At 62.6% G+C, this 23569-nt stretch carries 27 protein-coding genes and 1 pseudogene; 15 read left to right on the top strand and 13 right to left on the bottom strand.

What is annotated here, in order from left to right; genetic code table 11:
- Positions 1–152 precede the first annotated feature (152 nt).
- On the bottom strand, positions 153–530 hold the full coding sequence (locus ACIBG0_RS28915; RefSeq protein WP_397036558.1) for a hypothetical protein: 378 nt from the start codon (positions 528–530) through the stop codon (positions 153–155).
- Positions 531–1284: 754 nt separating this feature from the next.
- Entirely contained in the window at positions 1285–1701 is a 417-nt protein-coding gene (locus ACIBG0_RS28920) for a hypothetical protein (RefSeq protein WP_397036560.1), read from the bottom strand.
- 145 nt (positions 1702–1846) lie between these two features.
- Between ACIBG0_RS28920 and ACIBG0_RS28925 the strand changes: the two genes are divergently transcribed.
- Positions 1847–2077, top strand: a complete 231-nt coding sequence (locus tag ACIBG0_RS28925) for a hypothetical protein (protein WP_397036561.1) — start codon at positions 1847–1849, stop codon at positions 2075–2077.
- A 2255-nt stretch (positions 2078–4332) separates the two neighbouring features.
- On the opposite strand, the gene ACIBG0_RS28930 is transcribed toward ACIBG0_RS28925, so the two are convergent.
- Positions 4333–4770 carry a hypothetical protein gene (locus tag ACIBG0_RS28930; RefSeq protein WP_397036635.1) on the bottom strand — a complete coding sequence of 146 codons (438 nt, stop codon included), beginning with the start codon at positions 4768–4770 and terminating at the stop codon, positions 4333–4335.
- A gap of 90 nt (positions 4771–4860) precedes the next feature.
- Positions 4861–5091, bottom strand: coding sequence for a hypothetical protein (locus ACIBG0_RS28935; protein ID WP_397036637.1), 231 nt, complete (start codon positions 5089–5091; stop codon positions 4861–4863).
- On the opposite strand from ACIBG0_RS28935, the pseudogene ACIBG0_RS28940 reads away from it, so the two are divergent.
- From ACIBG0_RS28940 to ACIBG0_RS29000, 13 genes and pseudogenes are all read left to right on the top strand, one after another.
- A pseudogene (locus tag ACIBG0_RS28940) lies at positions 5092–5517 on the top strand (toxin glutamine deamidase domain-containing protein); the annotation flags it as partial.
- Between the two features lie 109 nt (positions 5518–5626).
- The gene (locus ACIBG0_RS28945) at positions 5627–6160 is read left to right on the top strand and encodes a hypothetical protein (RefSeq protein WP_397036638.1); all 534 of its coding nucleotides are present in this window, start codon (positions 5627–5629) and stop codon (positions 6158–6160) included.
- On the top strand, positions 6097–8916 hold the full coding sequence (locus ACIBG0_RS28950) for a hypothetical protein (RefSeq protein ID WP_397036640.1): 2820 nt from the start codon (positions 6097–6099) through the stop codon (positions 8914–8916). The genes ACIBG0_RS28945 and ACIBG0_RS28950 overlap by 64 nt, the downstream gene beginning before the upstream one ends.
- A 151-nt stretch (positions 8917–9067) precedes the next feature.
- On the top strand, positions 9068–10183 hold the full coding sequence (locus ACIBG0_RS28955; RefSeq protein ID WP_397036563.1) for a DUF6301 family protein: 1116 nt from the start codon (positions 9068–9070) through the stop codon (positions 10181–10183).
- A 64-nt stretch (positions 10184–10247) separates the two neighbouring features.
- Positions 10248–10598: a hypothetical protein gene (locus ACIBG0_RS28960; protein WP_397036565.1), complete on the top strand. Its 351-nt coding sequence runs from the start codon at positions 10248–10250 to the stop codon at positions 10596–10598.
- Between the two features lie 175 nt (positions 10599–10773).
- Positions 10774–11271, top strand: a complete 498-nt coding sequence (locus ACIBG0_RS28965) for a DUF6301 family protein (protein WP_397036567.1) — start codon at positions 10774–10776, stop codon at positions 11269–11271.
- Positions 11268–11717, top strand: a complete 450-nt coding sequence (locus tag ACIBG0_RS28970; RefSeq protein WP_397036569.1) for a TY-Chap domain-containing protein — start codon at positions 11268–11270, stop codon at positions 11715–11717. Before ACIBG0_RS28965 ends, ACIBG0_RS28970 begins: the two co-directional genes overlap by 4 nt.
- A gap of 18 nt (positions 11718–11735) precedes the next feature.
- Positions 11736–12092 (top strand): DUF6301 family protein, encoded by a 357-nt coding sequence (locus ACIBG0_RS28975; RefSeq protein WP_329414682.1) that lies wholly within the window; start codon positions 11736–11738, stop codon positions 12090–12092.
- 113 nt (positions 12093–12205) lie between these two features.
- Positions 12206–12688: a DUF6301 family protein gene (locus ACIBG0_RS28980; RefSeq protein WP_397036572.1), complete on the top strand. Its 483-nt coding sequence runs from the start codon at positions 12206–12208 to the stop codon at positions 12686–12688.
- Entirely contained in the window at positions 12685–13254 is a 570-nt protein-coding gene (locus ACIBG0_RS28985) for a TY-Chap domain-containing protein (RefSeq protein WP_397036574.1), read from the top strand. The genes ACIBG0_RS28980 and ACIBG0_RS28985 overlap by 4 nt, the downstream gene beginning before the upstream one ends.
- Entirely contained in the window at positions 13233–13499 is a 267-nt protein-coding gene (locus ACIBG0_RS28990; RefSeq protein WP_397036576.1) for a hypothetical protein, read from the top strand. The genes ACIBG0_RS28985 and ACIBG0_RS28990 overlap by 22 nt, the downstream gene beginning before the upstream one ends.
- A gap of 123 nt (positions 13500–13622) precedes the next feature.
- The gene (locus tag ACIBG0_RS28995) at positions 13623–14702 is read left to right on the top strand and encodes an ADP-ribosylglycohydrolase family protein (RefSeq protein ID WP_397036578.1); all 1080 of its coding nucleotides are present in this window, start codon (positions 13623–13625) and stop codon (positions 14700–14702) included.
- 11 nt (positions 14703–14713) lie between these two features.
- Positions 14714–15028 (top strand): hypothetical protein, encoded by a 315-nt coding sequence (locus ACIBG0_RS29000; protein ID WP_397036580.1) that lies wholly within the window; start codon positions 14714–14716, stop codon positions 15026–15028.
- A 744-nt stretch (positions 15029–15772) separates the two neighbouring features.
- On the opposite strand, the gene ACIBG0_RS29005 is transcribed toward ACIBG0_RS29000, so the two are convergent.
- The 6 genes from ACIBG0_RS29005 to ACIBG0_RS29030 form a co-directional block, all read right to left on the bottom strand.
- Positions 15773–16444: a HEAT repeat domain-containing protein gene (locus ACIBG0_RS29005; protein ID WP_397036581.1), complete on the bottom strand. Its 672-nt coding sequence runs from the start codon at positions 16442–16444 to the stop codon at positions 15773–15775.
- Between the two features lie 75 nt (positions 16445–16519).
- On the bottom strand, positions 16520–16882 hold the full coding sequence (locus tag ACIBG0_RS29010; protein ID WP_397036583.1) for a hypothetical protein: 363 nt from the start codon (positions 16880–16882) through the stop codon (positions 16520–16522).
- A 12-nt stretch (positions 16883–16894) separates the two neighbouring features.
- Positions 16895–18325, bottom strand: coding sequence for an EndoU domain-containing protein (locus ACIBG0_RS29015; protein WP_397036585.1), 1431 nt, complete (start codon positions 18323–18325; stop codon positions 16895–16897).
- Between the two features lie 5 nt (positions 18326–18330).
- On the bottom strand, positions 18331–18627 hold the full coding sequence (locus tag ACIBG0_RS29020) for a WXG100 family type VII secretion target (RefSeq protein WP_397036587.1): 297 nt from the start codon (positions 18625–18627) through the stop codon (positions 18331–18333).
- Entirely contained in the window at positions 18624–18968 is a 345-nt protein-coding gene (locus ACIBG0_RS29025) for a WXG100 family type VII secretion target (protein WP_397036589.1), read from the bottom strand. Before ACIBG0_RS29025 ends, ACIBG0_RS29020 begins: the two co-directional genes overlap by 4 nt.
- 661 nt (positions 18969–19629) lie before the next feature.
- Positions 19630–19851 carry an EAL domain-containing protein gene (locus tag ACIBG0_RS29030; protein WP_397036590.1) on the bottom strand — a complete coding sequence of 74 codons (222 nt, stop codon included), beginning with the start codon at positions 19849–19851 and terminating at the stop codon, positions 19630–19632.
- A 250-nt stretch (positions 19852–20101) separates the two neighbouring features.
- On the opposite strand from ACIBG0_RS29030, the gene ACIBG0_RS29035 reads away from it, so the two are divergent.
- Positions 20102–20605 (top strand): hypothetical protein, encoded by a 504-nt coding sequence (locus ACIBG0_RS29035; RefSeq protein WP_397036592.1) that lies wholly within the window; start codon positions 20102–20104, stop codon positions 20603–20605.
- A gap of 97 nt (positions 20606–20702) precedes the next feature.
- Here the strand turns inward: ACIBG0_RS29035 and ACIBG0_RS29040 are convergent, their stop codons facing one another.
- From ACIBG0_RS29040 to ACIBG0_RS29050, 3 genes are all read right to left on the bottom strand, one after another.
- On the bottom strand, positions 20703–21047 hold the full coding sequence (locus ACIBG0_RS29040; RefSeq protein WP_397036593.1) for a YrdB family protein: 345 nt from the start codon (positions 21045–21047) through the stop codon (positions 20703–20705).
- 563 nt (positions 21048–21610) lie between these two features.
- Positions 21611–21958, bottom strand: a complete 348-nt coding sequence (locus ACIBG0_RS29045) for a DoxX family protein (RefSeq protein WP_397036595.1) — start codon at positions 21956–21958, stop codon at positions 21611–21613.
- Positions 21959–22372: 414 nt separating this feature from the next.
- Positions 22373–23479 (bottom strand): AraC family transcriptional regulator, encoded by a 1107-nt coding sequence (locus tag ACIBG0_RS29050; RefSeq protein WP_397036596.1) that lies wholly within the window; start codon positions 23477–23479, stop codon positions 22373–22375.
- Positions 23480–23569: the final 90 nt, after the last annotated feature.

Genomic DNA, 23569 nt, shown 5'->3' on the forward strand with positions numbered 1-23569 from the left:
ACCGCAGCCGCGGCCGCGGCCTCCGGGGGGCACGTCGACTTCAGCACCGTCGCCGACGGCGCAGGCGCCGGATTCGGTCGCGTCAAACCGCATGAAGTTGTCACTCCGCACGAGACCGGATCATCGACCAGCACCACGACCCCCGCCAGCACTCACGCCGACTCCTCCCATGAATCCTCGGTCACCGCTGGCAGTGGGCAACCCTCGACCACCGCCGCATCCACACCGACGCCCCAAACCCACCCCGACACCGCGGCCTCGTCCACCGCAACGAACCCAGAGGCGAGCACCTCATCGGCTGCCGCGACGACAGCAGAAGTCCAGGACACCCACGGCCCGACTTCCACTGCCGTCGGCCACGACAACCCGATTGGGACCCAATCGAATTCGGCAGGAACCGGCCATACCGCCGACAGCCGTTCCATTTCCTCCGACCCATCTGCCGCACCCACAAGCAGCACCAGCGGGCACTCGACGCCCGACCGCGGCACTGTCGGACAGGCACCGTCGGCGACCACCACGACACCCACACCGGACCGACAACTCGCGCATGGGTCAGCGACACCTGTATCCAACGCGGCTACACCCAACAGCGACCGTCCCTCGCCCACAAGTACAGCTCGGGCATCCACCGACGTCCCCCAGCGTTCGGAGAGTTCGCCCCGATCAGAGAGCCCTGCCCCGACCGATCGCAGCACAACCCCACAGCGCCCCGGCGATACTCCTCGTTCATCCAGCAGCGTCGACACCCCGGATCGGACGGCATCAACACCCCCGGCACGTGAAACGGCCAGCAACACACCATGTCTCGATTCCGCACCGCACCAGCCAACTGAGCGGACACCCGCCAACGGGGCCGGTGACCGGTCCCCACACCCCAACTCAGCCGCCAGTCGACCCGATACCCACCTGCCGGGTCCACGTGACACCGCATCCCCGCCACGAGAAACCACAAACTCGGCGAGTCCGCGCAACGCGGACACGGGACAACGCGTCGCGCCCCGCTCCCCGGAATCTACGGCCAACCGCGCGCCCACCGCCGACCGCAATACACCTGCTGCGGACCGCAATACAGAGCCCCGCAGCCACCGTGCACCAGGCGACGATCCCAACAGCGTCCCACCTCGACGAACCGCCGATCTTTCGGACCGGCCCGACGATACAAGCCACCACACACTCGAGCCAGAAGTTCGCGACACCTCGACCGAGGGCACGGGCAACCAGGCACCGCAGGTCATTACGCACCCGCCTTCCAGCGGTGACATCCGTGGAGGTTCTGCGGCATCAGGTGAGCATCGCACCGACTCGCCACACACGGATTCGACTGATCACGCGCCACGTGACGCCGCCACACCAGACGAGCCGGACGTCGCCTATTCGGGTGGAGCGGTCCGGCCACGCGACGATTTCGCGGCGTTCGAATGGGCCGAAAACGCCTACGACCATTTCCGAAGCGACGACCGTGATATCGACGACATCGCCCATGTGCTCGCCGACCATCCGCGTGACAACGGGACGCACTTCACACACGACGATATCCAGCAGATCAAGAACCACCTGTTCCGCGAAGAACATCCGATCCAGGACTACGACGGAACCGTCACACACCGGCGTTACGACGCGGACCCCGACATCGCCGAAGCATGGATCCGACTGCGATCCGGTAGACCGCACCCCGCCGATCTCGTGCTGCTCGAACACGAACTAGCCGAGTCGAACTACTATCGCGACAACCCGGGGGCGCTCTATCAACAGGCCCACGCACACGCCAACATCGACCACAACTGGGCACCAGTTGCGGCACCGCGCAGCGGCGAACGATACGACACATTATGGGGACCACACGATGGCACTACTGATCTACTACAACCAAATCAGGAACGACCCGAACGAGGTGGAATACCAGTTCGGGGAGACGAGGGACAACCTCGACCGCGTCCTGACGATCGACACGACGAACAACACCGCCCGCACGGACCAACCGGAGGACGTGATCTTCCGGTCCGCGGCGGGACAGATCATGCTCCGGGCCAAACGCGAGAAAGCGTGGCCCCAGAACGGAGTAATCGCCTCCTAACCGACAGCGGCGAGCGCCACGACACATCGGCCCCCGAACCGATTACTGGTCATTCACCTCGGCCAGAAATGCCCAGCGGAGGCGAGCACGCCTTCCCCGACCCCGGCTCCCACGACTCGACAACAGACCACAACCGCCCACCAGGGCCACGTGACGACCCCAGCGTTACGGGTGGTGTTCCAGCCGACCGGTCTGCATCGCCCTACGAGCCCGGTACCGCACCGTTCGAGTTGGCCTATCACGAGCAGAAGTTCGTCGAGAAGTACGCCGCGAACAGTGGCATGTCGTTCGACGACGTCGTCCGCGGTATTCAGGACGGCAGCCTGGTTCTCGGTAAGTACGACGTCTACAAAGTTCAGCCGCAACAACCGCGGCTGGAGACCCCCGACAAGCTCGACCCGCGCTACCTCACCGAGGTGGTGGCCCACGAGCTAGCCAACCCGCAGGAGAAACGGCTCTACGCGAGCGTCGAACCCGACGCGTTCAAACCGGGATGCCACGACAGCGAGTTGCCCGATCATCTGACGCGGTCCATGCCACGTGACGCACTGAACGACACTGTGGCACCGATCGATCCCACGCAGATGGTGGTCAGCCATCACGGCGACGACCTGTCACCGATATGGCGTGACCTCAGTGCGGGGGACGCGTTCTTGGACGCCGAGAACGCACTGTTCCGGATGGATTCGCGCGGTCCGGAGGTCTTCGGTCCAGGCTTCGCGCCACGCGACCCCAGCAACCTCAACATCGGCGCCCACGTCGGCCACACCGGCCCTGGCCAGGGTGATGGGTTCGTATCGCTGTCGCGAAGTCCCGAGCACACCATCGCACGGGAAACGGAGATCGCCGGCAACGACTTGAACCGGCTCGCCGACGAGGGAAAGCTACAACGTCTGCCCGACGGCACCTACCGGCAGACGCTGTACATGCATGAGCTCTACCACCCGCACGGCATCGACGTGGACGCCACCTTCCACGACGCCACTGCCCGCAGCCGGTACCACGCGGGCAGCCACCAGGAAGCCGAGGTCTTGGCCCCTGGTGGAATCTCAGGCGACACCGTGTACCGAATTTGGCCGCGGGAGATCATCCTCGACGCCCACGGCAACCAGGTGTCTGTCAAGGTGAGCGAACCTGTCTATAACCCGCGCTTCGCCCATCTCGACAACCCTCGATTCGCCGAAACTCATGACTTCGGCACGAATCGCGATGATCATCAATCCGCAGGAAGAACGGATCGCTCAGGAACAGGGCAAGCGAGCGCGTCCGAATCGGTTGTACCGCAGGATAATCCGGTCGACCGCTCGGAAATGTCGTCGATGCGAGCACCGGAATCGGAGTCGCCACCGCACCGTCCGGGCTTCGACCCCGAAGTCCACAAATACGTCGCGCGATTCGACGACGGCCGCATCATTCCGATGGACCCGTTCTACAGCGGCGAATACAACCCCCACATCGGCCGCTACCAACCCACCCAACAAGAAATCGCCGCCGCCCGCGCCCACCCACCGGGCGAGAGTCCACACGACATCCAGGTGCGCAACTGGCTCGACACGCAGCGACAATCGCACCCCAGCGATCCTGCTCCGGAATCCCAGCCTCCGGCACCACAGGAACCATGGAGGTCGTCGCGAGCACCGGAATCGCTGCCACCGATAACTCACGCACCGACGCACGAGCCGACGACACCACATCCGCCGACCACGCCTGACCCGGTTCCACGGCAGCCTGTATCGCCAGATCACTCACAGGCACAACCGCATTCGATGTCGCAGCACGCTTCCGAGTCACCCTCGCCGCACGCGCCGTGGATGTCCTCGCGTGCTCCCGAGTCGCCACTACCGACACCGCATGCGCCTGCGCCGGAGTCGCACTCTCCGACACCGCCGACGCAACATTCCCCTGAAACACATCGACCCGTCTCACCTTCGCCGCATCACTCACCAACGAATGTGGCGCCAGCGCCCCACAATTCGCCCACTCATAAGCCGACACCACCACACCAGCCGGTAGCCCGCACACCGTCGACACCACACCAGCGTCCACCAGAACTCAGCCCGCACCAGGTCCCGCCACCGCACTCCCGCACTTCACTGGCACCTCCCGAATCCCCTCGCAGCTCGACGCCCCCGCAAGTCATCGCGTCACACACACCGGTCCCGCCAACACCGGTACGACATGCGGGTCCAGCGGAACACTCAGCGCCGTACTCGGATTCGCGCGCACCGCAGCAGCGCGGTCCGCACGCGCACAGCTCAAATGATCCCCAGCATCCGGGCAGAGCGCCGAGGCCGGATCAGCCTGGTCCACACCAGGATCCGCAACGGCTGTCGCCTCAGGAGTTGCAGCAGGCACATCAGGTGCGACAGATACGTGAGTGGTACCGCCAGCAGCTGCCCGAGGGCGGCCACTCCACTCCGGTGCCCGCTGAGCATGGATCGAATGCCAAGCCCGCCTATGACTTCCGGCGCTACCCCGACGAGCACCAAGGCCCCGTCGCGGTAGCTGGCATCAAGGTGCATGTCACCGCCGACCGCAGCGTATCCCCAGAACAGGTGGCGCGGTTGTGGGAAAGGGCGCAGTTTGCAACGGATCTGACCTTCAATCACGGCCAACGGTTGCTGTCCGGTGACCGCGTGCTGATCGACTTGGTGCACACGCCGGATCCGGCAGCGGCGAACCTCCACATCCACGTCAGTGACACCTCCGGTCCATGGCATCCCGACGCCCACCCCGACGCGATCGTCCAGCAGTTACGCGACCATCTCGGACTGCAAACCGAATCAGGCCAGCGCGGACACGGGTTCAGCCCGGACGAGATTCGCCAGCTGAGCAACGACATCGCCAAGGCCAATACCCCAGTCACCCGCGGCGACATCGCCGATGGTCGGGTGATCGGCGAAGGCAACCTCGACAACATCGAGGATCCCGCGTATCAACACGTAGTCGAGGATTCCGTCCGTGCTGGCAATCGATTCCTTGTCGGTGCCGATCCGCACCTGTACGCACAGCACATCAACGATGGTGGCCCCACGAAACCGGGTCGTAGCAACGACTGCAGTGATTGCACGATGGCGATCCTGTCCACGCACAACGGTCGGCCGATGGTCGCTGCCCCTCGATGGCCGGATGTGTTGCCTGACGGCAGCATCGACACCCACGGAGGTGAGGCGCTCGGTCTACAGCGCGCCGAAGCATGGATCGGCGGCACTTGGCAACATTTCAACGACAGCGGCAGATCGATACCCGAGCAGTTCCAGGCATTGCATGACTGGGTAGCTCAACAAGGACCGGGTGCCTCGGCATACGTGCACAATGCCTGGCATGCCCTCGACCCCCAAACTGGGCAAAAGCTCTACAACCCCGACGGCAGTCCGATCATGGGGGGTTCGCATGCAACCGCGATCGTCTACCCACACGGGGCAAGCGGGCCGATGTGGGTAGACGCGCAACCGAAGCCGCCGATCATCTCCGATAAGCCCCCAACGCACCTGGTCGACAGGTCGATGGGGGTGCGATTCATGATTTGCGACCCGAATGGAGGATCACATGGCGGCACAACGGTTCCAAACCGAGGAACAGGTCCAGCAGTATCTGGCCCAAGCATTCCCGAGCCTGCAGTTCGAAGGGCCGATTTCGTTCCAGCACGGATGGGTGTGCCGTCCGAAACTCACCCCGGAGGAGATAGCGCGGGGCATGGATCTGGGCCTGACCAGCTACGTGGTGAACCGGGAAACGGGCGTGGTGACGGTGCACCCGAGTCTGCATCCGTTCACGATCGGGGAGATGTACGACCAGGCGATCGAAGCGGGCCAACCGGTCCAGGGCGCCCAGATCTACCCACATCGCACCCGGACGACAATTCAACGCACACACGAGGACTCGGAGACAATCCAGTATCAAGTCCGAATCGAGTCGCTGCTCCAACCCCCGGAGCCGACCGAGGAATTCCAACTGATCATCACCAAGCACCCACTCAGCGTTCGGCCGACCCGGGCTGGCGCGTCACGCACAGCGGCGTGGGCGCAATGGAAATCCCGCCAGGACGGGACCTGGCCGGAACAAGGGACCTTCGAGGACTAGGCCCCGACCACACGCAGCTACCGCGCGACGTTGCTACTCCAACCACGGCGCCGGCAGCCGACTGGATACCAGCAGGCACAGAAGGGTTCGACGTACCTCGGGACCATATTCAACCGCCGGACCAGCCACATGATCGACCCGCGTCCGACAAATTCCACCAACATGGAGCACCCGAATATCGCGACCAGTCCCATATCGATCGCAGCGACCCAAGCCTTAACTGGAAACCGCTGCAGGACAACCTCAATATCGGCAAGCCCGAGCACAACGCCCAGCCCGTCCGTGAAGCAGAAAGCTCTGGCGGCAATCAGTCCCGCGAGCCGGTCGACAAGGGTGAACTCAGTCGCCGCCTCTCCGACGACCGATCACAGACCCCAGCCAAGGAACTCATCGACAAGGTCCGGGACCGAGTCGCAGGCGACCCCGACAAATTCACGCTCAGCTACAGCGACCGAGAGCTCAGCGCACTGGTCGAGCAAGGGCGCCAGCTCGGGCTCAGCGATCGCAGCATCGCCGATCTCATACAGACCGGATCGCGCATCGCGAAACCCGTTACCGCAGACACCCTCGCGCGCCACATGGATAACTGGGCCAACGTTGTTTCGGAACGCGGCTACCCGTACCGCTTCGACAGCGCCGAACACTTCAACGCCTTCGCCCGAGACTTCCACGAAGCTCTCCACCGCGCAGGGCTCGGCGACCTCGACCCGTACATTCAAGGGTCTGCACTGCGCAAACCCGAAGCGAAAGATGTCGATTTCGCGCTCGTTATCGATCGGGACCGGTTCTATGAACTGCTTGCCGATCGCTTTGACGGTCGGGCTGCAATCCGAGCCGCTGATGCAACGCCGACAGTGCCGTTGAAGCTGAAAGATCTCACCCGATCCGAGATATGGGATCTAGCCCAGCAAATAGATGCCAATAAGAACGCTTACAACAGCCAGGCAAGAACCTTCTCGAACGCTGTCCTGAAAGGAGTTGTGAGATCCACATCCGATATCTCCAAGCCACTCAAAGCGGCAGGTAAGGAAATTCAGTCAAAATATCCAGAATTGAACATCGAAGACATATCTTTGATCGTTCCGGATAGCGCGTTCGATTCAAGTCCCGAACTTCCTGTCGTCGAAACAACCGATAAGGATCGGGCACAAGAACTCGCCGACCGATTGAACGGAGCCCGAGAGCGCGAGTCGCAGCGCGCGATCGAGGATCTCTACCGCTTCCAGGGTGAGCTCCCCAACGACAAACCGGCTCCCGAGGTTGCCGAAAATCTCGACGGCAATCAGCGCGCCAGCGCTCCCCCACGCGACCTGATCACGCAACGCGGGCAGGAGCTGGCCCGAGATTTCGCGGCCCAGCGCGAGCAGGCATTGGAGAGCCTCGCCCCCTATTGGCGGGAGAGTGTGGAGCTGGTCGTCGAGCTGGCGAATTACCGACTGCCGGATATCGAGGCAACGATCGAGCGCGCCCAAGCAAAGGAAGCCCTCGACCGGGCATGGAGCGCACTGGAGCGGGGAGGTCCACTGTCCGGGGTGAGCAGGGATCTCGTTTTGGCAAGAGATCATTTGACCACGGGGCAACGGCTCGAACTCGAAAGCCGCCTGGACGTGCTGCGCGACTTCGATCTGGGCAACTCGGCAAAAATTGCCGAGCACCTTCTGGAAATCAGCATCCACGAGCAAAATCATTCGGTAACAGCTGAACTCGAAGTCGCCGACCGACACCTCCTGGAGACTGCCACTCAGAAGGTACTAGAATTCCGCGAAGGGCATCTCGAGGAACGTGCACGATTCGTCCAGCACGAGCTGAACAGAGCTCATGAATTGGAGCGCATCCTTGCTGAGGGCAAGGCCCCGGAACTGGCCGATGTGCTACAGAACTACGATGCCGTGGAACGCGTCATTCGACATGAGCGAGAAATGGAAGCTCGAGCGATTCAGAAATTGGGACTGGATCCGAAGCACGAACGAATTGTCGCTCACGGGCTGGAACTCGATCGCGCCAGCACCCTCGGCAAAGCAAGCGATGCGTTCCGAAATGAATTCGTGCGGCAGGCTACCGAAAAGGTCATGGAGGCTCGCGAACCGGAGGAACGAGCAACTGCACAATTCGTGGAACTAATCCGCGAACGGGCCCGGGAACTCGAACAGGCCGCCGCGCTGGGCAAGGAACCCGATCCCGCGCAGGTGCGCGAGATGTATAACCAGATTCACCGCGCTGTGGAACATGAACGAGCAGTCGATTCACGCGCGCTCGAAACGCTGGGGCTGAATCGCGTGCAGACCGATATCACGACCCGGATTTTGGAGGCCGAACGCGCCCGGACATATGAAAACGTATTAGATGTTTTCGGTCGTGAGCTCGTTCGGCAGGACCACAACGAGACCGTCGGGCAGGCAAAGAGCCTCGAGCTGGCTGCGGATAAAATGCGGACCCTCGATCCGAAAGTCTATCAATTGGTCCGCAATCACGATCCGATCGGAAGGTCTGCGGAGAAGGGGGTGTTGATTTACCGGCAGCCAGGACGCGAACCGATCGAAGTTCCGTACGACTCGCTCGCGCGCCGCTATGCGGAAGCTGCCAAGGGAATCGACCGCGGGTTCCCGAGCGAAATCATTGTCCAACGCTTCCTATGGGAGGTCAGTCAAGGCCACGATGCGCGCGAGTCTGTGCGGGAGCGTCCCGAAGAGGCCCCGCACCGGACAAGAGCCAGAGAGAGCGAGGCGCGCGAGCGAGGGCTGGAGCGCGAACGCTAGCGTGAGCGGAAGGATATCGGATGCCGCTGTTGGCCAGAGATCGAGCAACTAAAGGTGATCACGTGATGGAATGGCGTCGATCGACACCCTCGAATGACGATAACAAGTCTCTGAGCCTTCCCTTGCTGGGACCTAACTGGATCGATGCGACGTGAAACTTCTGAAAAGACAACTGACGCTGGTCCTGCACGATCGGCTCGACCCATCCCACCTCGATCAACTGCGAGACTGCCTGGGACTCAGCCTATCCGGAAGCGGGGCCGCCCCCGTTGGCACCGAATTGGGACGCCGCACCGAACAGCACCCCAAATACCGAACGGTCACCTCGATGGTTCTCGCTCTGGTACGCACCGGCACCAAAGAATGGACCGTCACCCTCGATGCCATACCCGGCACAAAATACGCCAAGTGGCTTTGTCTCGCCGAATTAGGTTGCCGTGCAGTAGGGTTCACTATTGCCGAGCGTCGACGACCAGTTGCCGAACCTCCCTCAGCCAAGACCGAAATTGCATCACCGGAACGCTCGGCTACCTCTCCCACGCCGATACCCACACCCGATGACGCCACCGCGGTCGCCGATCAACCGCTGCCACCTTTCGATCCCTCTATCTACGCGATCCACGACACCCTCCCGTTACGGTCGACCGTCGTCGGCAATCCGGAAAGACGTCGAAAAGCAAACAAGATCGTTGACCGAGGACTGCGTGACGAGACTTCGAACTCAGCGTTCGAACCGTTCGTATACAAGGTCGATCTCAACGACCGACCGATGCGGTCTGCTAACGAAAACCAACCCCACACCCCACCTGTTCGACGATCAGCACTGGAGGATGATGAGGTTGTCGAACTGGCCGGTGAACTCCGTAACATGGTTTGGTCGTGGCGGATGGATGACCTGCTCGGCCTCGGTGGCGCGGCAGCGTTCTGGACACTGGAAAACGTAGAATCCGACCAAATCACCATGGACACCAGATCCGTTCCTGGTAACTGCTATATCGGTGGCAGCGGTGGCGATGCCGAATTCATTGATCTGCCGGTCGCCACCCTGACTGAGGATGACAACAGTAGCTCACAACTAAATGAAACGTTCACTCGAATGACAACGGCTCTTACCGCAAGCTACGGCGAGCCGACCAGGCGCGCCACGGGAACAATAACGTGGGTCCAATGGGAAGGCATCGAGAACACGTTGACACTTTCCTACCAGCCGCCCTCGATCCGAATGATCCTGCGGCAGGGCCCAGCTATCACGAACCTTCTACGATGAGGACTAAGCCAGACGCCGCTCGGTAGAATAGCTGAGATTACGATTGTGAGATTGGAGTAGATTCGTGCCGAGTACGTCGTTCCACGGAAGCTTCGAAACCGGTGATCCGGAAATTGTCGAGCAGATATTGAGATCGTGGCTTTCGACCGACGATCTACGTGTGCAGCCTCGCCGAGGATGGGAAACGCATTACGAAACAGACGACTTCGAACTGCTCTGCTATGAGGCATCACCGCAGAATCCCCCGAATTACTTCCTCCTCGAAGGCCATATCGATGGCGCCGTCGAGGCCGCCGTCGCCCGGCTGCATGAACTTGCCGAACAGTGTCGAAGCGCGAAACTCGAATTCAGTATCGACTATGAGGAAGTCGATGCGGCCGGTAACCCGTTGAGCGAGGAACGTACCATCAACTGATCCAGTGGCCTAGAGATAGATCCGTATGCGCTGAGGGCTATTGCTGCTGAAGCACGTCTCTGCGCCAGCGCTTTGCATGGCCATGACCGTGACATTGATCGGGTTGGCGATGATCGGATCTCTGGTCTTCACTAGTGCCAGCCGTCCGATCCGGTGATATGAATAAGGTGAATCCATGGTGGTATGGCGCGCGCTGACCGATGACGAGATAGTCGAATTGGCTACCGGATTACCGTCATTGGACTGGTCGTGGCAGCTGCAAGAGGTGCCCGCGATAGCGGCAAGGTTCGACTGGAAGGTATTAATGACCCGAGCGGATTGGGTCATGCTCGACTGCGGTTTCGGGCTGAGCAGCGGTGCGGTAACAGGCCGCGACGGGGTGGCAGAGTCCATCAAGTTGATGGTGACAGGCTCCGCGAGCGAGGACGCGACCGGCCAAGCAATGGTGCGTGACGCGTTCGTCAGGATGTCCGGCGCTATAACCGCCGCTCTCGGCGAGCCAACTGCCCGCATGCCGGGGGAAGCCGCAGAAATCCGTTGGGCATTTTCGGAAACAACATTGCTCCTGAAGAATCTGAGTCTCGCACATACTGTCCAGGTGACGTATCAAACGAACGCCTCGCTGGCTGCTTTCGATAGATCCATCGAATTCGAACGGCAGGGCCTGACATGACGAATTGGACGGGATTCGCCGAGCGACTGGCCGAGCAGTTAGCGGTACTACCCGCAGGCGCGATTGTGAAGATCGTAGAAGCAGGACTTCCTCCAGGCCACCAGCGGTTCGCGCAGTTCGCGCAGACCGACAGCGAGCTACTGGCCGAATTGGTGGGCGATGAGTTCCTCGAACCCCCCGCACGGCCGGACGAAACGGGATACCGCCTGATCACCGAGTCAGGCTGGCAGGAACCCGATGACGACCATGGCCCCTACTGGTGGATCGAGCTGCCTTGGCCGGTCAATTCAGCCATATACCGCCAGTTGGCGGCAATGGTGGTGACCGGACTCCGTGACGCGTTCCGAATCAGCGACCCAGAGTCGTTGACCTACGCCGCGTGGAACAAGAACGCGGACGAACGCGACCTCAACCTGCCACTGCTCGGGCTGGCACGCCAGGACTGATCGGTTGTCATCCGAGCTTTGGGGACACGGAGACCATGCCACTCAACGGACCGGGTTCAGTTCGCCTCCCGTCTCGGCCCGGACACCGTTGACATCATCGGCTTCGACGGCGACGCGGTACGCATCGAAGTCACCGTCAGCACCCAGGCAGCTGATACACCGGACGTCCGCGATGACACAGTGGCGGCGTATGCCCGGATGGCGGACGTACTGACCAGATCCCTCGGCGAACCAACCGCTCGCCTCGACGACAGGGTTCCCGAAATCCGCTGGGCCGGTCCGGAAACAACCCTGCGGCTGATCGACTTCCACCACACCGTCCGGCTACAGCTGGTAACCAACGACTGGCTCAACGCCCTCGACCAAGAGGATTGACAACACCCGTCGACCAGCGAGCCGAAATTGACGGATCAGGCCAGGGCGCGTGAACGTGACAGTGTGGGCAGGCGCGGAATGGCCGTGTTCGAGAATAACGATAGAGCGGGGTCATGACGGGTTGGCGGACGCTGGACGACACCGAGATTATCGAGCTGGCGCTTCGATTGCGGTCGCTGGATTGGTCGTGGCAGTTGGCTGACGTGCCGGAACTGGCCGCGGAATTCGGTTGGCACATCGAGCGGATCGGCCCACATTCGGTAAGCGTTGACGTTGAGTTCGGGATGGATAGCGGTGGAGTCGACGGCTGGGACGGACAAGCCCATCACATCGTGCAGTCGGTGACCGACAGCGATTCCGATCAGGCCGACAGCGTGTGGGATGCATTCGTGCGGATGACGCGCGCGCTCACGGGCGCACTCGGTGAGCCGACCACCCGAATACCGGGTGAATACCCCCAGGTGCGGTGGGCCGGGCCGCAGCAGACTCTCGCGCTGACAGCGCTTCCAAACGTGGTGAACCTGGAGTTGGTGCCCAACGAGCAGTTGGCTCTCGATGACGAGGGAGACGCGCTCGCCGAGGCAGAACGGTTATGACCGGCTGGGACGAGTTCACGGATCGATTGGCCGCCCAGTTGGCGTCGCTGCCCGCAGGTGCGGTTGTGTCCATACGGGAGCGTGTACCGAACCCGGATCGACGCCGGTATGCGCAGTTCTATCAGACCGATACCGAGCTGTACGCCGAGCTACCCGGTCCTGGCATGCTCGACCCCGAGGTGCGGGCCGATGCCGCGGGCCTTGAGCACATCACTGATCTGGGCTGGCAGCCGCCAACCGGGCGCGACAGCTGGAACTGGTCGTACAACGTGAGGTGGCCCGCGCTACGGGCCGAATACCATCGGCTGGCGGCGATGATCACCTCCGGTTTGCGGGATGCGTTCGGGATCGCTGCACCGGCGCAGTTGGCCTATAGGGCGTGGAACGAGAACAAGGGCAACGCCGACCTCGCCCTTCCCCTGCTGGGACTGGAACCAACCCCCAACCAGGCGGCATCGGCGACAGAGCCGAAACTCCCGGCCAGGCCGAAACGCCGGTTGCTGCTGACCCTTTCGGGGAACCTCGACGACGATCGACTGGACAGTTGCGTGATACCCTCGGCCTGAGCCGCCGCGGCCGTCTCGATGACCCCGAGGCCATACAGTTCGGTTCACGTGAGCTCGGCGCGGGCGGAAATGCCTCGGAGCTGGCCAAGCTGTGGCGCGACGGCGAAAACCAGTGGTCCATCAGCGTCGAGGTCATGCCTGATGCCCTGATAGACAGCACCGACGTGGACCAGTGGCAGGAAATGTTCGAAACCGCCGCCCGGTCTGTAGGCCTCGACGTTGTCGAAGTCCATGAATTTCCATGACCGTTGCGGGACTGTCGGTACATACTGATTTCCGTACTGTCGCACGGTCAGGGGATGTCCCGCGGGCCCTCGGGTGTGGCTGGGTGGTGTTTGTGCCAACCGGATGCGCAATGATGTTGTCCCGTGGGTGATTACACGCCGGTCTTCGACCGGGTACGGGGTTCGCTGCTGGGTGGGGCGATCGGCGACGCGCTCGGGTGGCCTATCGAATTCCTACAACTGGCCCAGATTCGCCAACGGTATGGAGCCGACGGGGTGCAAGGTTTTCTGCCTCAGCACGACGCGAGTGCGCCGCAACAGATTACCGATGACACCCAGATGACATTGTTCACCGCGGAGGGCCTGCTGCGGTCGGTTCCGGGAGTTGACCCGGTGCCAGCGCTGCGCAGAGCGTATCTGCGCTGGTTGCACACCCAGACACCCGATGCTGCCGTACTGGACAGTGACGGCTGGCTGGCCAGTCAACCGTTTCTGTATGCGGCGCGGGCACCCGGGAATGCCTGTATGTCCGGGCTGAACAGGCAGGCACTGGGGTATCTCGCCCCGGACATGCTCGACCAACCCGGTCCCGTGAATCCGGGCTCGAAAGGTTGCGGCACCGTGATGCGGTCGGCACCGTTCGGACTGGCCGGGGCGGGCCCAGACCTCGCATTCACCACGGCCGCTCGCAGCGCGCAGCTGACTCACGGGCATCCCACGGGATATCTGGCCGCGGGTGCGTTCGCGGCACTAATTGATCGTGTTGTGGGCGGTGTCGAACTGCCGATTGCTGTGCAGCAGACCATTACTCAGCTCGCTGCGTTTCCCGCAGGTGCGGAAACCGTGGCGGCACTGACCCGAGCTGTCGAGCTGTCCGAGGGCGTGGCGACCGCTGAAAAGGTTGAGCAGGTCGGCGCGGGGTGGATCGCCGAAGAGTGCCTGGCCATCGCGGTGTACTGCGCCCTGCACGCCGTCCGGACCGGCGATGTGCGGGCAGCGCTGCTGTTGTCGGTGAATCATTCCGGTGACTCCGATTCCACCGGTGCGGTCGCCGGCAACCTGATCGGCGCAGCTCATGGTGTGTCCGGCCTGCCGATGGAGTGGGCATCCGTGGTGGAAGGTCGCGATGTGCTGGTCCAAGTCGCCGATGACCTCGTCCTGAACTACTTTGTCGGCGACCGGTCCGCGTTACGCGACAGGTACCCGTTCGACGAGGAACTGTAGGAGATACACCCATGCCGGAACCGGGCTCGGAAAAAGTCAGCCGCTTCACCTTCTACAGTCGCGAGGAAACGAAAGCACGAGGCTTGATCCCTTCTGATGAAGAACTGGCGCGCGCTGACGAGATGCTCGCCGCATTCAATGAGAAACGCCGCAATGCCCCGCCCGAACCCGCACGATCCCCCTCACTCGGCCTGGGGGAACGCTGGGGAGTCGACAGCCTGATCGGCACCGAATTCGAAGGCTGGACCCGCGACGCGAACGGCCAGTGGTACGACAAGGACGGCCACCCCACCAGCCACGACCGCGACGCCAACCCCGGCAACTGAGCCGCAATCAGCGCCGAGCCCAGAACGGCGGGCCGTTCGGCCCGCCGTTTTCTGACCAGGGCGACCGTGGCGGCGCCCCAGTCACCTCTTCCGGGACGAACCCCAGCCACGGCAGTGTGCACAGCCCGGCCCGAGCCGGACCACCGTGCCCCGGCCCGCGGCGCGACGAACGCCAGATCCGCTACCCCCCGCCGTTGCCGAATACAACGCGACGATCGACACCGACACCCTGGCACCGGACAAACCGGCCACCCCCGGCCCAGTGGCGTACCTGTGCCGGCGCCGCTGCCGAGCGCCGCAGGACCCCGGCCAAGGGCTCATAGACGGTGGTGTGCAGATATTCGGACGACGACCTCACTCACGGAGTCGTACTGGATCCGCTGGGCGGCCACTTGGAACGGCCCCCGCCCATGCAGCCGGATTCCGGCGCAACCTCACAATCGGAGCGCCGCCTTCGACTGGCAGCGCTGGCACTTATCCGCTGATAACTGTCATCGTGCTCATGGTCCTGAGCAACGACAACACCTCCGCCGGCGCAACCACCGCACGCTGCTACGGACCTGGCGCGGGCACACGACCGGAAACCGGCAATGACCAAACCCACAGGCGCAGAATATGTTCCGACTAGCCTGCGTCTAAACAATGTCTGGGCAACGATGTTCGGTAGCGCTTGGGGTAATCGCCCACTGGACAGGCCCCACTCTGCCAGTCGATTCCGACGCGTTGACGCGCGGCGCTACCCGGTCACGATGACAGCTTCTCCAGCGCGCGCTGAGCCTGTTTGCGCACAGCGGGAGCTCGGTCATGGACGAGCGGTTCGATCAAGTGCCGAACGCCAGTGGCTTTCATCTGAACCAGCGCATTGATCGCTTTTCCACGCGCAGGCCCGTCGAGGTATTTCAACGCGATATCGCGGGATTCGGGTGTCTTGACCTTGCCGAGGTACTCGACCAGCGGGATAATGGCGGTCCCCTCCGGCAATTCCTCGAGTAGTTTCGCAATCTGTACGAAGTTTTTCGACCCCGCGATCAGACGCAAAGCGTCACAAGCCCAGGTCTGCATCCGCTCCGGAATCGGTGGCCGGTGACGGACCTGAGCGATCAGCAGATCGATCGCCTCCTCGTTGCCGCGGGCGGCGGGGTCGATCAGATTGCGGATGAGTCCGGACCGAATCGAGGAGCGGTGCTCGGTTTTCCGGCCCCAGGATCCTAGTCTCGAGATTGGCCACCCAGTCGATGAATATCGGGATGTCCTGCGGGATCGTCCGGCGCCGTTGGATAAATCACCCAGCGCGTAGCAGGGAACACCGACTGCGGCGAGATCCTGCATGATCCGTCGGTCGAATCCCCGCTCCCCGTCCCTGTAGCGGACAGGAAGCTCGTTCATCCACTCGGTGCCGCCGCTCTTCGCTCCCATACGGCATCCGGGCGTACTTGATGATCATGAGGGTGGTCCGTTGTCCAGTTCCATCCGAATCGGATCCCGAGAATTTTACGCAGTGACCACGTTGAGCTCAGAAAGCACGCCTTGGGGGTCGTTGAGGTAGCGGTATCCCTCTACTGGGGGATTGAACTGGCCGAGCACGTTTGCCACGGCATCGCGTTCCGCTTCAGTGACCGGGATCCGGCGTTTGATGAGACTGGCGCACAGCACGTCGACGAGCATCGCCCACTCACCCACGTTGCTATAGGTCCGGTAGCTTTCGACCAGGTCAGAAGGCAGGCGGTCGGCGACGCTCTCGAGGAGGTCTCGCGAGTCCTTGCTCATCTTGTTGAGCCGACGGTTACGGGCTTCGATGGCTTGTGGGTCTCGCTGACGTTTTCGCGCTTCTCGTGCCGCCCTGTCCGGATTCATCGCTCTCCTAGCCTATTTGATCGGGTTGCCATTCGCGTCGTTCCTGACTACCCCGTCACCGCCGGTCGGGTAGCCGGTCACGACTGAGCCGTCGGGAGCGACGATGACTTCGATCTGGACGCCGTTGCGGGTGCCGTTGACCTTCCAGTTGCCGTTGTCCTGGAGGACTGGCGGCTGGTCCGGGTTCTTCGCGACGTCGACTATTCGGTCGATGATTTTGTCGTCTTCCCAGTCATCGGTGTCGGGGAACTCGGTCTTATTGGGCATTCCAGTCCCGGGCGCGTGCCCACCACCGTTGATGTCGTCGCTCCCGTCGCCGTCGAGGATATGAATCCGCCGTTTTTGAGAAATAGTAATGTTCGCCGGGTTCGGCTTCGCCCCCTCCACCTTGTCCCATTGGTTCCCGCTACTGCCACCATCGGTCAGCTTGACGGTCATTGCCGCGATGCCCTCCAGGGCTGCTTTGGTACCGCCCTGGGACAGGTCGGGGATGGCTGAGAACACGCCCGAGCCAGCAGAACTGACGGAGGTGACCGCTTCGTAGATGTGGATGAGGTCACTGGCATGAACAGCAGTGCGGATAACCGCCGCCGCCGCCGTGACGACTTCTGTGGTCACCGCGGCGCCACCAGCGGCGGCAGGCCCAGCGGCAGCACCACCAGTTACGACGGCCAGGACACCGACGACCGCGATTGTGACAACGAGCGATGCGGCGAGCTCCTTGTTGGCGTCGGAGACAGCCTTCTGGATATCGGAGCGCATCTTGTCGAGAGCCTCGTAATGTCCCTGGACCGGCCCGTATAACGCTTTCGCCGCCTGAGCCAACAGTTCCGCGGCCTTCTGCAGCGTTGACAGTTTCTCTTCGATCGCAATGATGTTCGGGTCGGTGCTGCCGGTGAACTTGGCATTGACACCCTTGATCCGCTCCGCGGCCCCGGTGATAGTCGTGTGCTCGGAGAACGTTTTCCACGCCTCTGCGGCAGTGTGCGACTTGGTGAGGTCCCCGTTGGGGATCTTGCCGACCTTCTCGAGTAGGCCCGTGATCGGGCTGTCGATCCCGGCTCCGTTGTCTCCCTTGGCAGTAGCGGGGAGGTCCATCCCAGTGTCGTACAGCAGTTCGGACTCTGTTGGACGTGTCGGTTCGGTGCCGCTAGTGGTGGAGCGGTTAGACTGCCACCAGTTGTAGCCGGTGGCGGCAAGCACATCGCCGTATCGCTGTAGTGCGTTCGCCAGGGCCGCTGTCAATTTGACGATGTCGCTGGCGTACTGGTCGTAAGCGTTGATCCATGCTGCGGACTTCTCGTGGTTGCCGGCCATTCCGCCGCACTCATGGACCAACTTGGACAGCAACGGACCCAGTGCGAGAGAGATGTCGCCGGCGAGAAGCTGGCATTTCTTGGCCGCATCGAAGTAGACGCCGGAGTCGATGGTCCACGCTCCCACGGGCGTTACCCGCCGTTGAGCATCTGCTTGTTGACCTCGGCAGCGTTGACGTACTTCGCGTGCGCCTTACGAGCGGCGTCGCTCATGTCGCGGACGCCCTCAGCGAATTCCCGTGCCGCTGTGGCCCATTTCGTGTGGGCGTCGAAATATGCTTGGGCTGCAACACTTTCCCAGCCCGTGCCGGTGAGTGTCGCTACCTTGTCGTCGATGTCGTCAAGGTGATCACCGATAAATCCGGCCAGGGCGAACAGCCTGGCGACGATCTGGTCCAAGTGGTCGACATCGACGGTGAACTCGCTCACGGCAGTTCCAGACCGGATACCGAGGTGTTCAACGCTGATGCGTTGGACCAGTCGGCGCTTTCGTAGGTTTGGGCGGAAACGCCAAGCTTTTCAGCCATCTCCTGCAACGCCGTGATGATCTGACCTCCCCCATCGCAGACCTCGGACCACCCGTCAGAGAAGTCGGTCGCCGCGCCGCCGGACCAGCTCCCGTCGAGCAGAGAGGCGACGTCCTGAGCTGCGGACCGCAGTGCGGACTGCAAGGCTTCCGCTAGCTCGTAGGTGTACTGGCCGACCGCCCTAACCTTTTCCGGCACAACGGAAATGCCTGCGCCGAAGGCTGGAGCTCCCCCATCACTCATGGCTGGAACGTAACGATCATCCCAATAGGTGTCAACCTCGCTGCGTCACGCGACGCAACACCACCTCCGACCCGGCTCGCTCAACCACACGGTGTTGTACTGATCAGTGCGAGGTTCCCTTGCCCGTCAGCCGAAGTCGCTGAATGACCTGTTCCGGTGCGGTAGTCAGCGGCGGACCCACTGAGAGAAACTCGCAGCATGCCGGACCAGGCAACCGACAACTACTGCGCCACTGGCAGTACCAGGCGCGGTCGTGGCGATCTGCTATCGAAGCACCGAAATCCAGATCATCGGCTTCGGAAGACCATGACCCGCACAGCAGACTGCGGAGAAGCCAACCGGCGTATGAGTCTGCCGACCTGCACACTGAGACGGTAGGCATGGTGGTCGATCGCCTCGCACAGTTCTCCCTCGACAACCCGCGCTGCCGCGGAACGTCCCCGCCCGTGCAGCCGGATTCCGCCGCAACCGGAACACAGTCGAGCTCGGTGCCGGCATTCGCCTCGCCTTCCTCCACCACAGCCGTAAGGTTGGTCGGCTCGTCGGTTCGATTGCGCTGTTTCAGAACCTCGCGGACCCACACAATGGCGGCCGACAATACGTGGCGAACGACAAAGGCCAACACCGTGCTCGGTGTGTATCGTCACTCCGTCATTCGGAGCTACCGCTTCGGGCGGTGTTCGAGGTTGAACGGGATTTGCATCGTGTTCAGGTGTGCTTCGATCTCCTCGGCGGGCAGCGGTCTCGTGATCAGGAATCCTTGGGCGCGGTGACAGCCGAGATCGAGCAAGGTCCGTGCGGCTTCGGCGGTTTCGACTCCTTCCCCGATGATTTCGAGCCCGATGACAGTGCACAAACCGGCCGACGGTGCCCAGCCGAGCATCACCGCCGAGTACAAACTGCACGTGCACGACCGCTACAACTGGGACGGTGACAAGAGCACCGAAATCGCCGGTATCACTGTCTCGGACAAGCGCATTGGGAGCGCTACACACGGCGAGCCTGGCGCGGGAGTACGACATCGCAGGATCCAGCGAGGTTCGGCGGTACGAGGGGACAGTACCGTCGAACGGACCGGTGAACCTGCCAGGTGCGCCCGGCGGCCGCGACGACGAGAGGAGTGATCCCACCCGATGAGGTACCCAACGCCTGGAATCCGGCAGGTGACGCTGGCCTGTGTCGTCGCCGGCCTCATGGCCGTGACGGTCGGCATGACCGGCTGCAGCAGCGAAACACCTAACGGCGGCCGACGGTCGCAGTCGACCCAGGCCGCGAGCGACACCGACATCGCCAGGGCGGCTTCCGAATTCGGCGGAATCGTCATCCCGGAGAATGTCTCCCTGCTCGGCGCCCGATCCGAACGCGGTATCGACACGCTCTACCAGCTCGCGCTATCGGCCGATCCCCAGGGTCTTACCCTGCTGCTGACCACATCGAAATTCTCCGCGCCGCTGACCAAAGTCTTCGGCATGGCCCAGACCGCCATCGCGGGGCCTTCCCTGGAGACTTCACCGTCGACCCTGAAGGCCCAGGACCTCTACCGACGCCCTGATGGAAAGTCGATCAACCGGATCGTCATCGTGGACGAGCGGGACGCGTCGAGCCGCTACGTCCACATCCAGCTGTTCGACACATGATCGGCATCGTCGACGGCGCTGGCGGAGCGGCGAGGCTTGGGTTCCGCACTTGTCACCGCACCCCCTCGCGCAAAGATCTCCTGAACTCGCGGCGTGCTCACGAGGTCAGGTGCCCAAACCTGATTGCCAGCAGATTCGCTACCAGGACGGCGACGAAGACGACCGCGACTGCTCGGTAGCTCACGGCCCACAGTCCGACCGCAGCGCTGCCGAAAACCACGACCTTGGTGACGACCGCGAGCAGTGGGTTGTCGAATGTCGCATGCGGCGCCGCGAAGAGGCCCCAGGCCAGCGCCGCGAGGAGTGGCACGCCCACAGCCAACACGAGCTTGACTGGAGTCGCAGTGGCGGTCTTCCAGCCCCACAGTCCCAGCGCCCCGAGCGCGACCAACTCCATCCCGAATGCCAGCGTGAGGTTGGCCCATTTCCAGACTTCCTGCATGTCCGTCTCCCGCGACTCATCGAGAGCGTCGCTCTCTAATGAGAGCAGTGTGCACGCTTGGTTGAGCTTCGTCAAATTGCCGACCTACACGGCTGTGGGCGTCGAGCCGGAGAATGGTGCAGTGATGCGCACGCGTTCGACCACCGTCAACTCGAGCGCGTTGGCCGCAGGGCCACTTCCTTGCCGCCCGGACGTCGAGTCGTCGTGGGGCGGCGCTGACGCATCGCCGGGCGCCACACTCATCCCCGACATGAGCGGGCAATGGGCCGGCCAACCCCATCCCCCGTCTCCAGAACCCGAAAGCTATGTTCGAACTCCGCAACCACCCACGAAAATTAACCCCGAACACCGAAACCTAGACCCGGACAGGACATATCTGTCCGTTCCGGTTCAACCTTGCGGACAGCGACTGGCTGACCTGGGGCCCGAAAGGTTGTGCGGACAGTTGGGCTGCCCGCGCGTTCGGACCTACTTTGCGGATTTGGGCAACCGGGTACTGCATCCCACCTTCGCCCGTCTGGTCTGGCCCTGAATCCTCGGCTTCTCGCTCCGTCGAGGAAGATTCAGGCAACAACGGTGAGGGCCAATGTAGCTGCGACGAAGCCGAGTACGACCACATCCATCGTCACCGCCGAGACGGCGTCGCGAACCCGGAGTCGGGCCATGATTGCTCCTATCATCAGGGCAGCCAGGCCGACGATCGCGGCTATCCCCACCGGTCTGAAGTAAATGCCGAGCCCTGCGCCCAGGGCTCCGGCCACCTCTAGCGCCCCTGTCAGACGCCACAGAACAGGAGAGATGCGCAGGCGATCACGGATCTCGAGCGATTGTCGTAACCCGATGAGCTTCACCGCGCCAGTCACAAGGAAAAGAAGACCGACGGCCAGGGTCAGGACTGTCGTCACGTTCATATGACTCCTGAAGTTCGAGAGATCTCGCGACTCTATGAGGTTCCGAACAGATCTCACACAACAGGTGTCCCAGCCCCCGGCTGCAGACACTACTCCAACGGCACCAGCGCAGACCGCGGCCCACCGAACTCGGCATCGACAAGGCGACGTCGAGCCCTCGACCGGCGGCGGTGCGCCGTCGCCGACCACGCTCAGCCTCTGCACGAGCACGCAGCCTGCCCGCCACAGCGGTCCTTTGTGCCCCCAGAACCCGCAACCTATGTCCGAACTCCGCAACCACCCCCGCACACCGCAACCAATCCCTAAACAAACCAAATATCCATGTCCGTTCCGAATGAATAGTGCGGTGGGTGAACTCGCTGACCTGCGATCCGAAATCTTGGATGCCGTTTCGGTGGATCCGATTGTCCAGACCTAGGTTGCGGAATGTGTGAACTTCTGGTCCGTGTGCTTGCCGTCGCCGCCGTCCGGCGTCATCCGCTCGGTCCGTGTCTCAGGACTTACGCTGTCGACGCGGGCGGCGCGTGAAGTAGGGCCGTTCGCAGACTGACCACCGCCTCGGCTTGGCTTGTTGTCGCGGTTCGGTTCGTTCCAGCCAGGGATCGGGTTCGACCGGTTCGTCTTTCGGAATTGGCCTGGTGGCTGGCCGAATTCGTTTTTGAACGCGTGGGCGAACGCGAATTCGGATGCGTAGCCGGCGTCTCGGGCGATGACGGTCAGTGGGGTGTCGGTATCGCGCAGTTGCCGAGCCGCGAGGGTCATGCGCCACCAGGTGAGGTAGGCGATGGGTGGCTGGCCGATCAGGTCGGTGAATCGGCGGGCGAAGCTGGCCCGCGAAACCCCGGCGTGCACGGCGAGTTCGGCGACGGTCCAGCCGTGCCCGGGCGAGCCGTGGATCGCTGAGAGCGCTGCGGCGATGGCTGGGTCGTGTAGCGCGGCTGACCACCCGGTGTCGGTTTGGCGGTCGAGCCAGCGGCGCAGGATGTGTAGCAGTAGCGCATCCAGCAGCGAGCGGAGCATGGCATCGTGTCCGGGCTCATCGGCGGCGAGTTCGCTATCGAGGAGATCGATGATCGCGCCGACCGGGGTGTGGCGAGTTTCCGGGGCGGGCAGGTGGATGACCTCGGGCAGATCGGCGAGCATCGGGTGTGACCGGCTTCGATCGAGAAGGTAGGCACCACATAGCAGCACAGTCTCCGGTCGTGGTGTGGATGCGGTGTCCGGTCGGGACGGTCGCGGGTTCACCCGGCGCAGCGATGTAGCAGCAGGACGTAGTGGCGTGGCCGGATCGTCGGCCAGGGCATGGGTGCATCCTCCTGGGAGCAGGACGATGTCGCCCGGCCGCAGCGCGATCGGGTCGGCGGCGGGGGGCAGGAACCAGCAGGTGCCTGCCAGGACCACATGGAATCCTGCGGCATCGAAGGCGGGAAACTGCCAGCCGAACGGCGGGTGATGGCTGACCCGGCCCGAATGAGGCTCGCCGATCCGCATCGCGGCCACCACGTCAGAAAGAGGATCCACGACATCAAAACTATCAAATCAAGATTTGATCGAGACAGATTCGTATAAATCTTGGATTCTGACGTATTGAACGTCGCGGAGGGGTGGCTT

The organism is Nocardia sp. NPDC050630 (assembly GCF_044457245.1).
In the GTDB taxonomy this organism is placed as follows: domain Bacteria; phylum Actinomycetota; class Actinomycetes; order Mycobacteriales; family Mycobacteriaceae; genus Nocardia.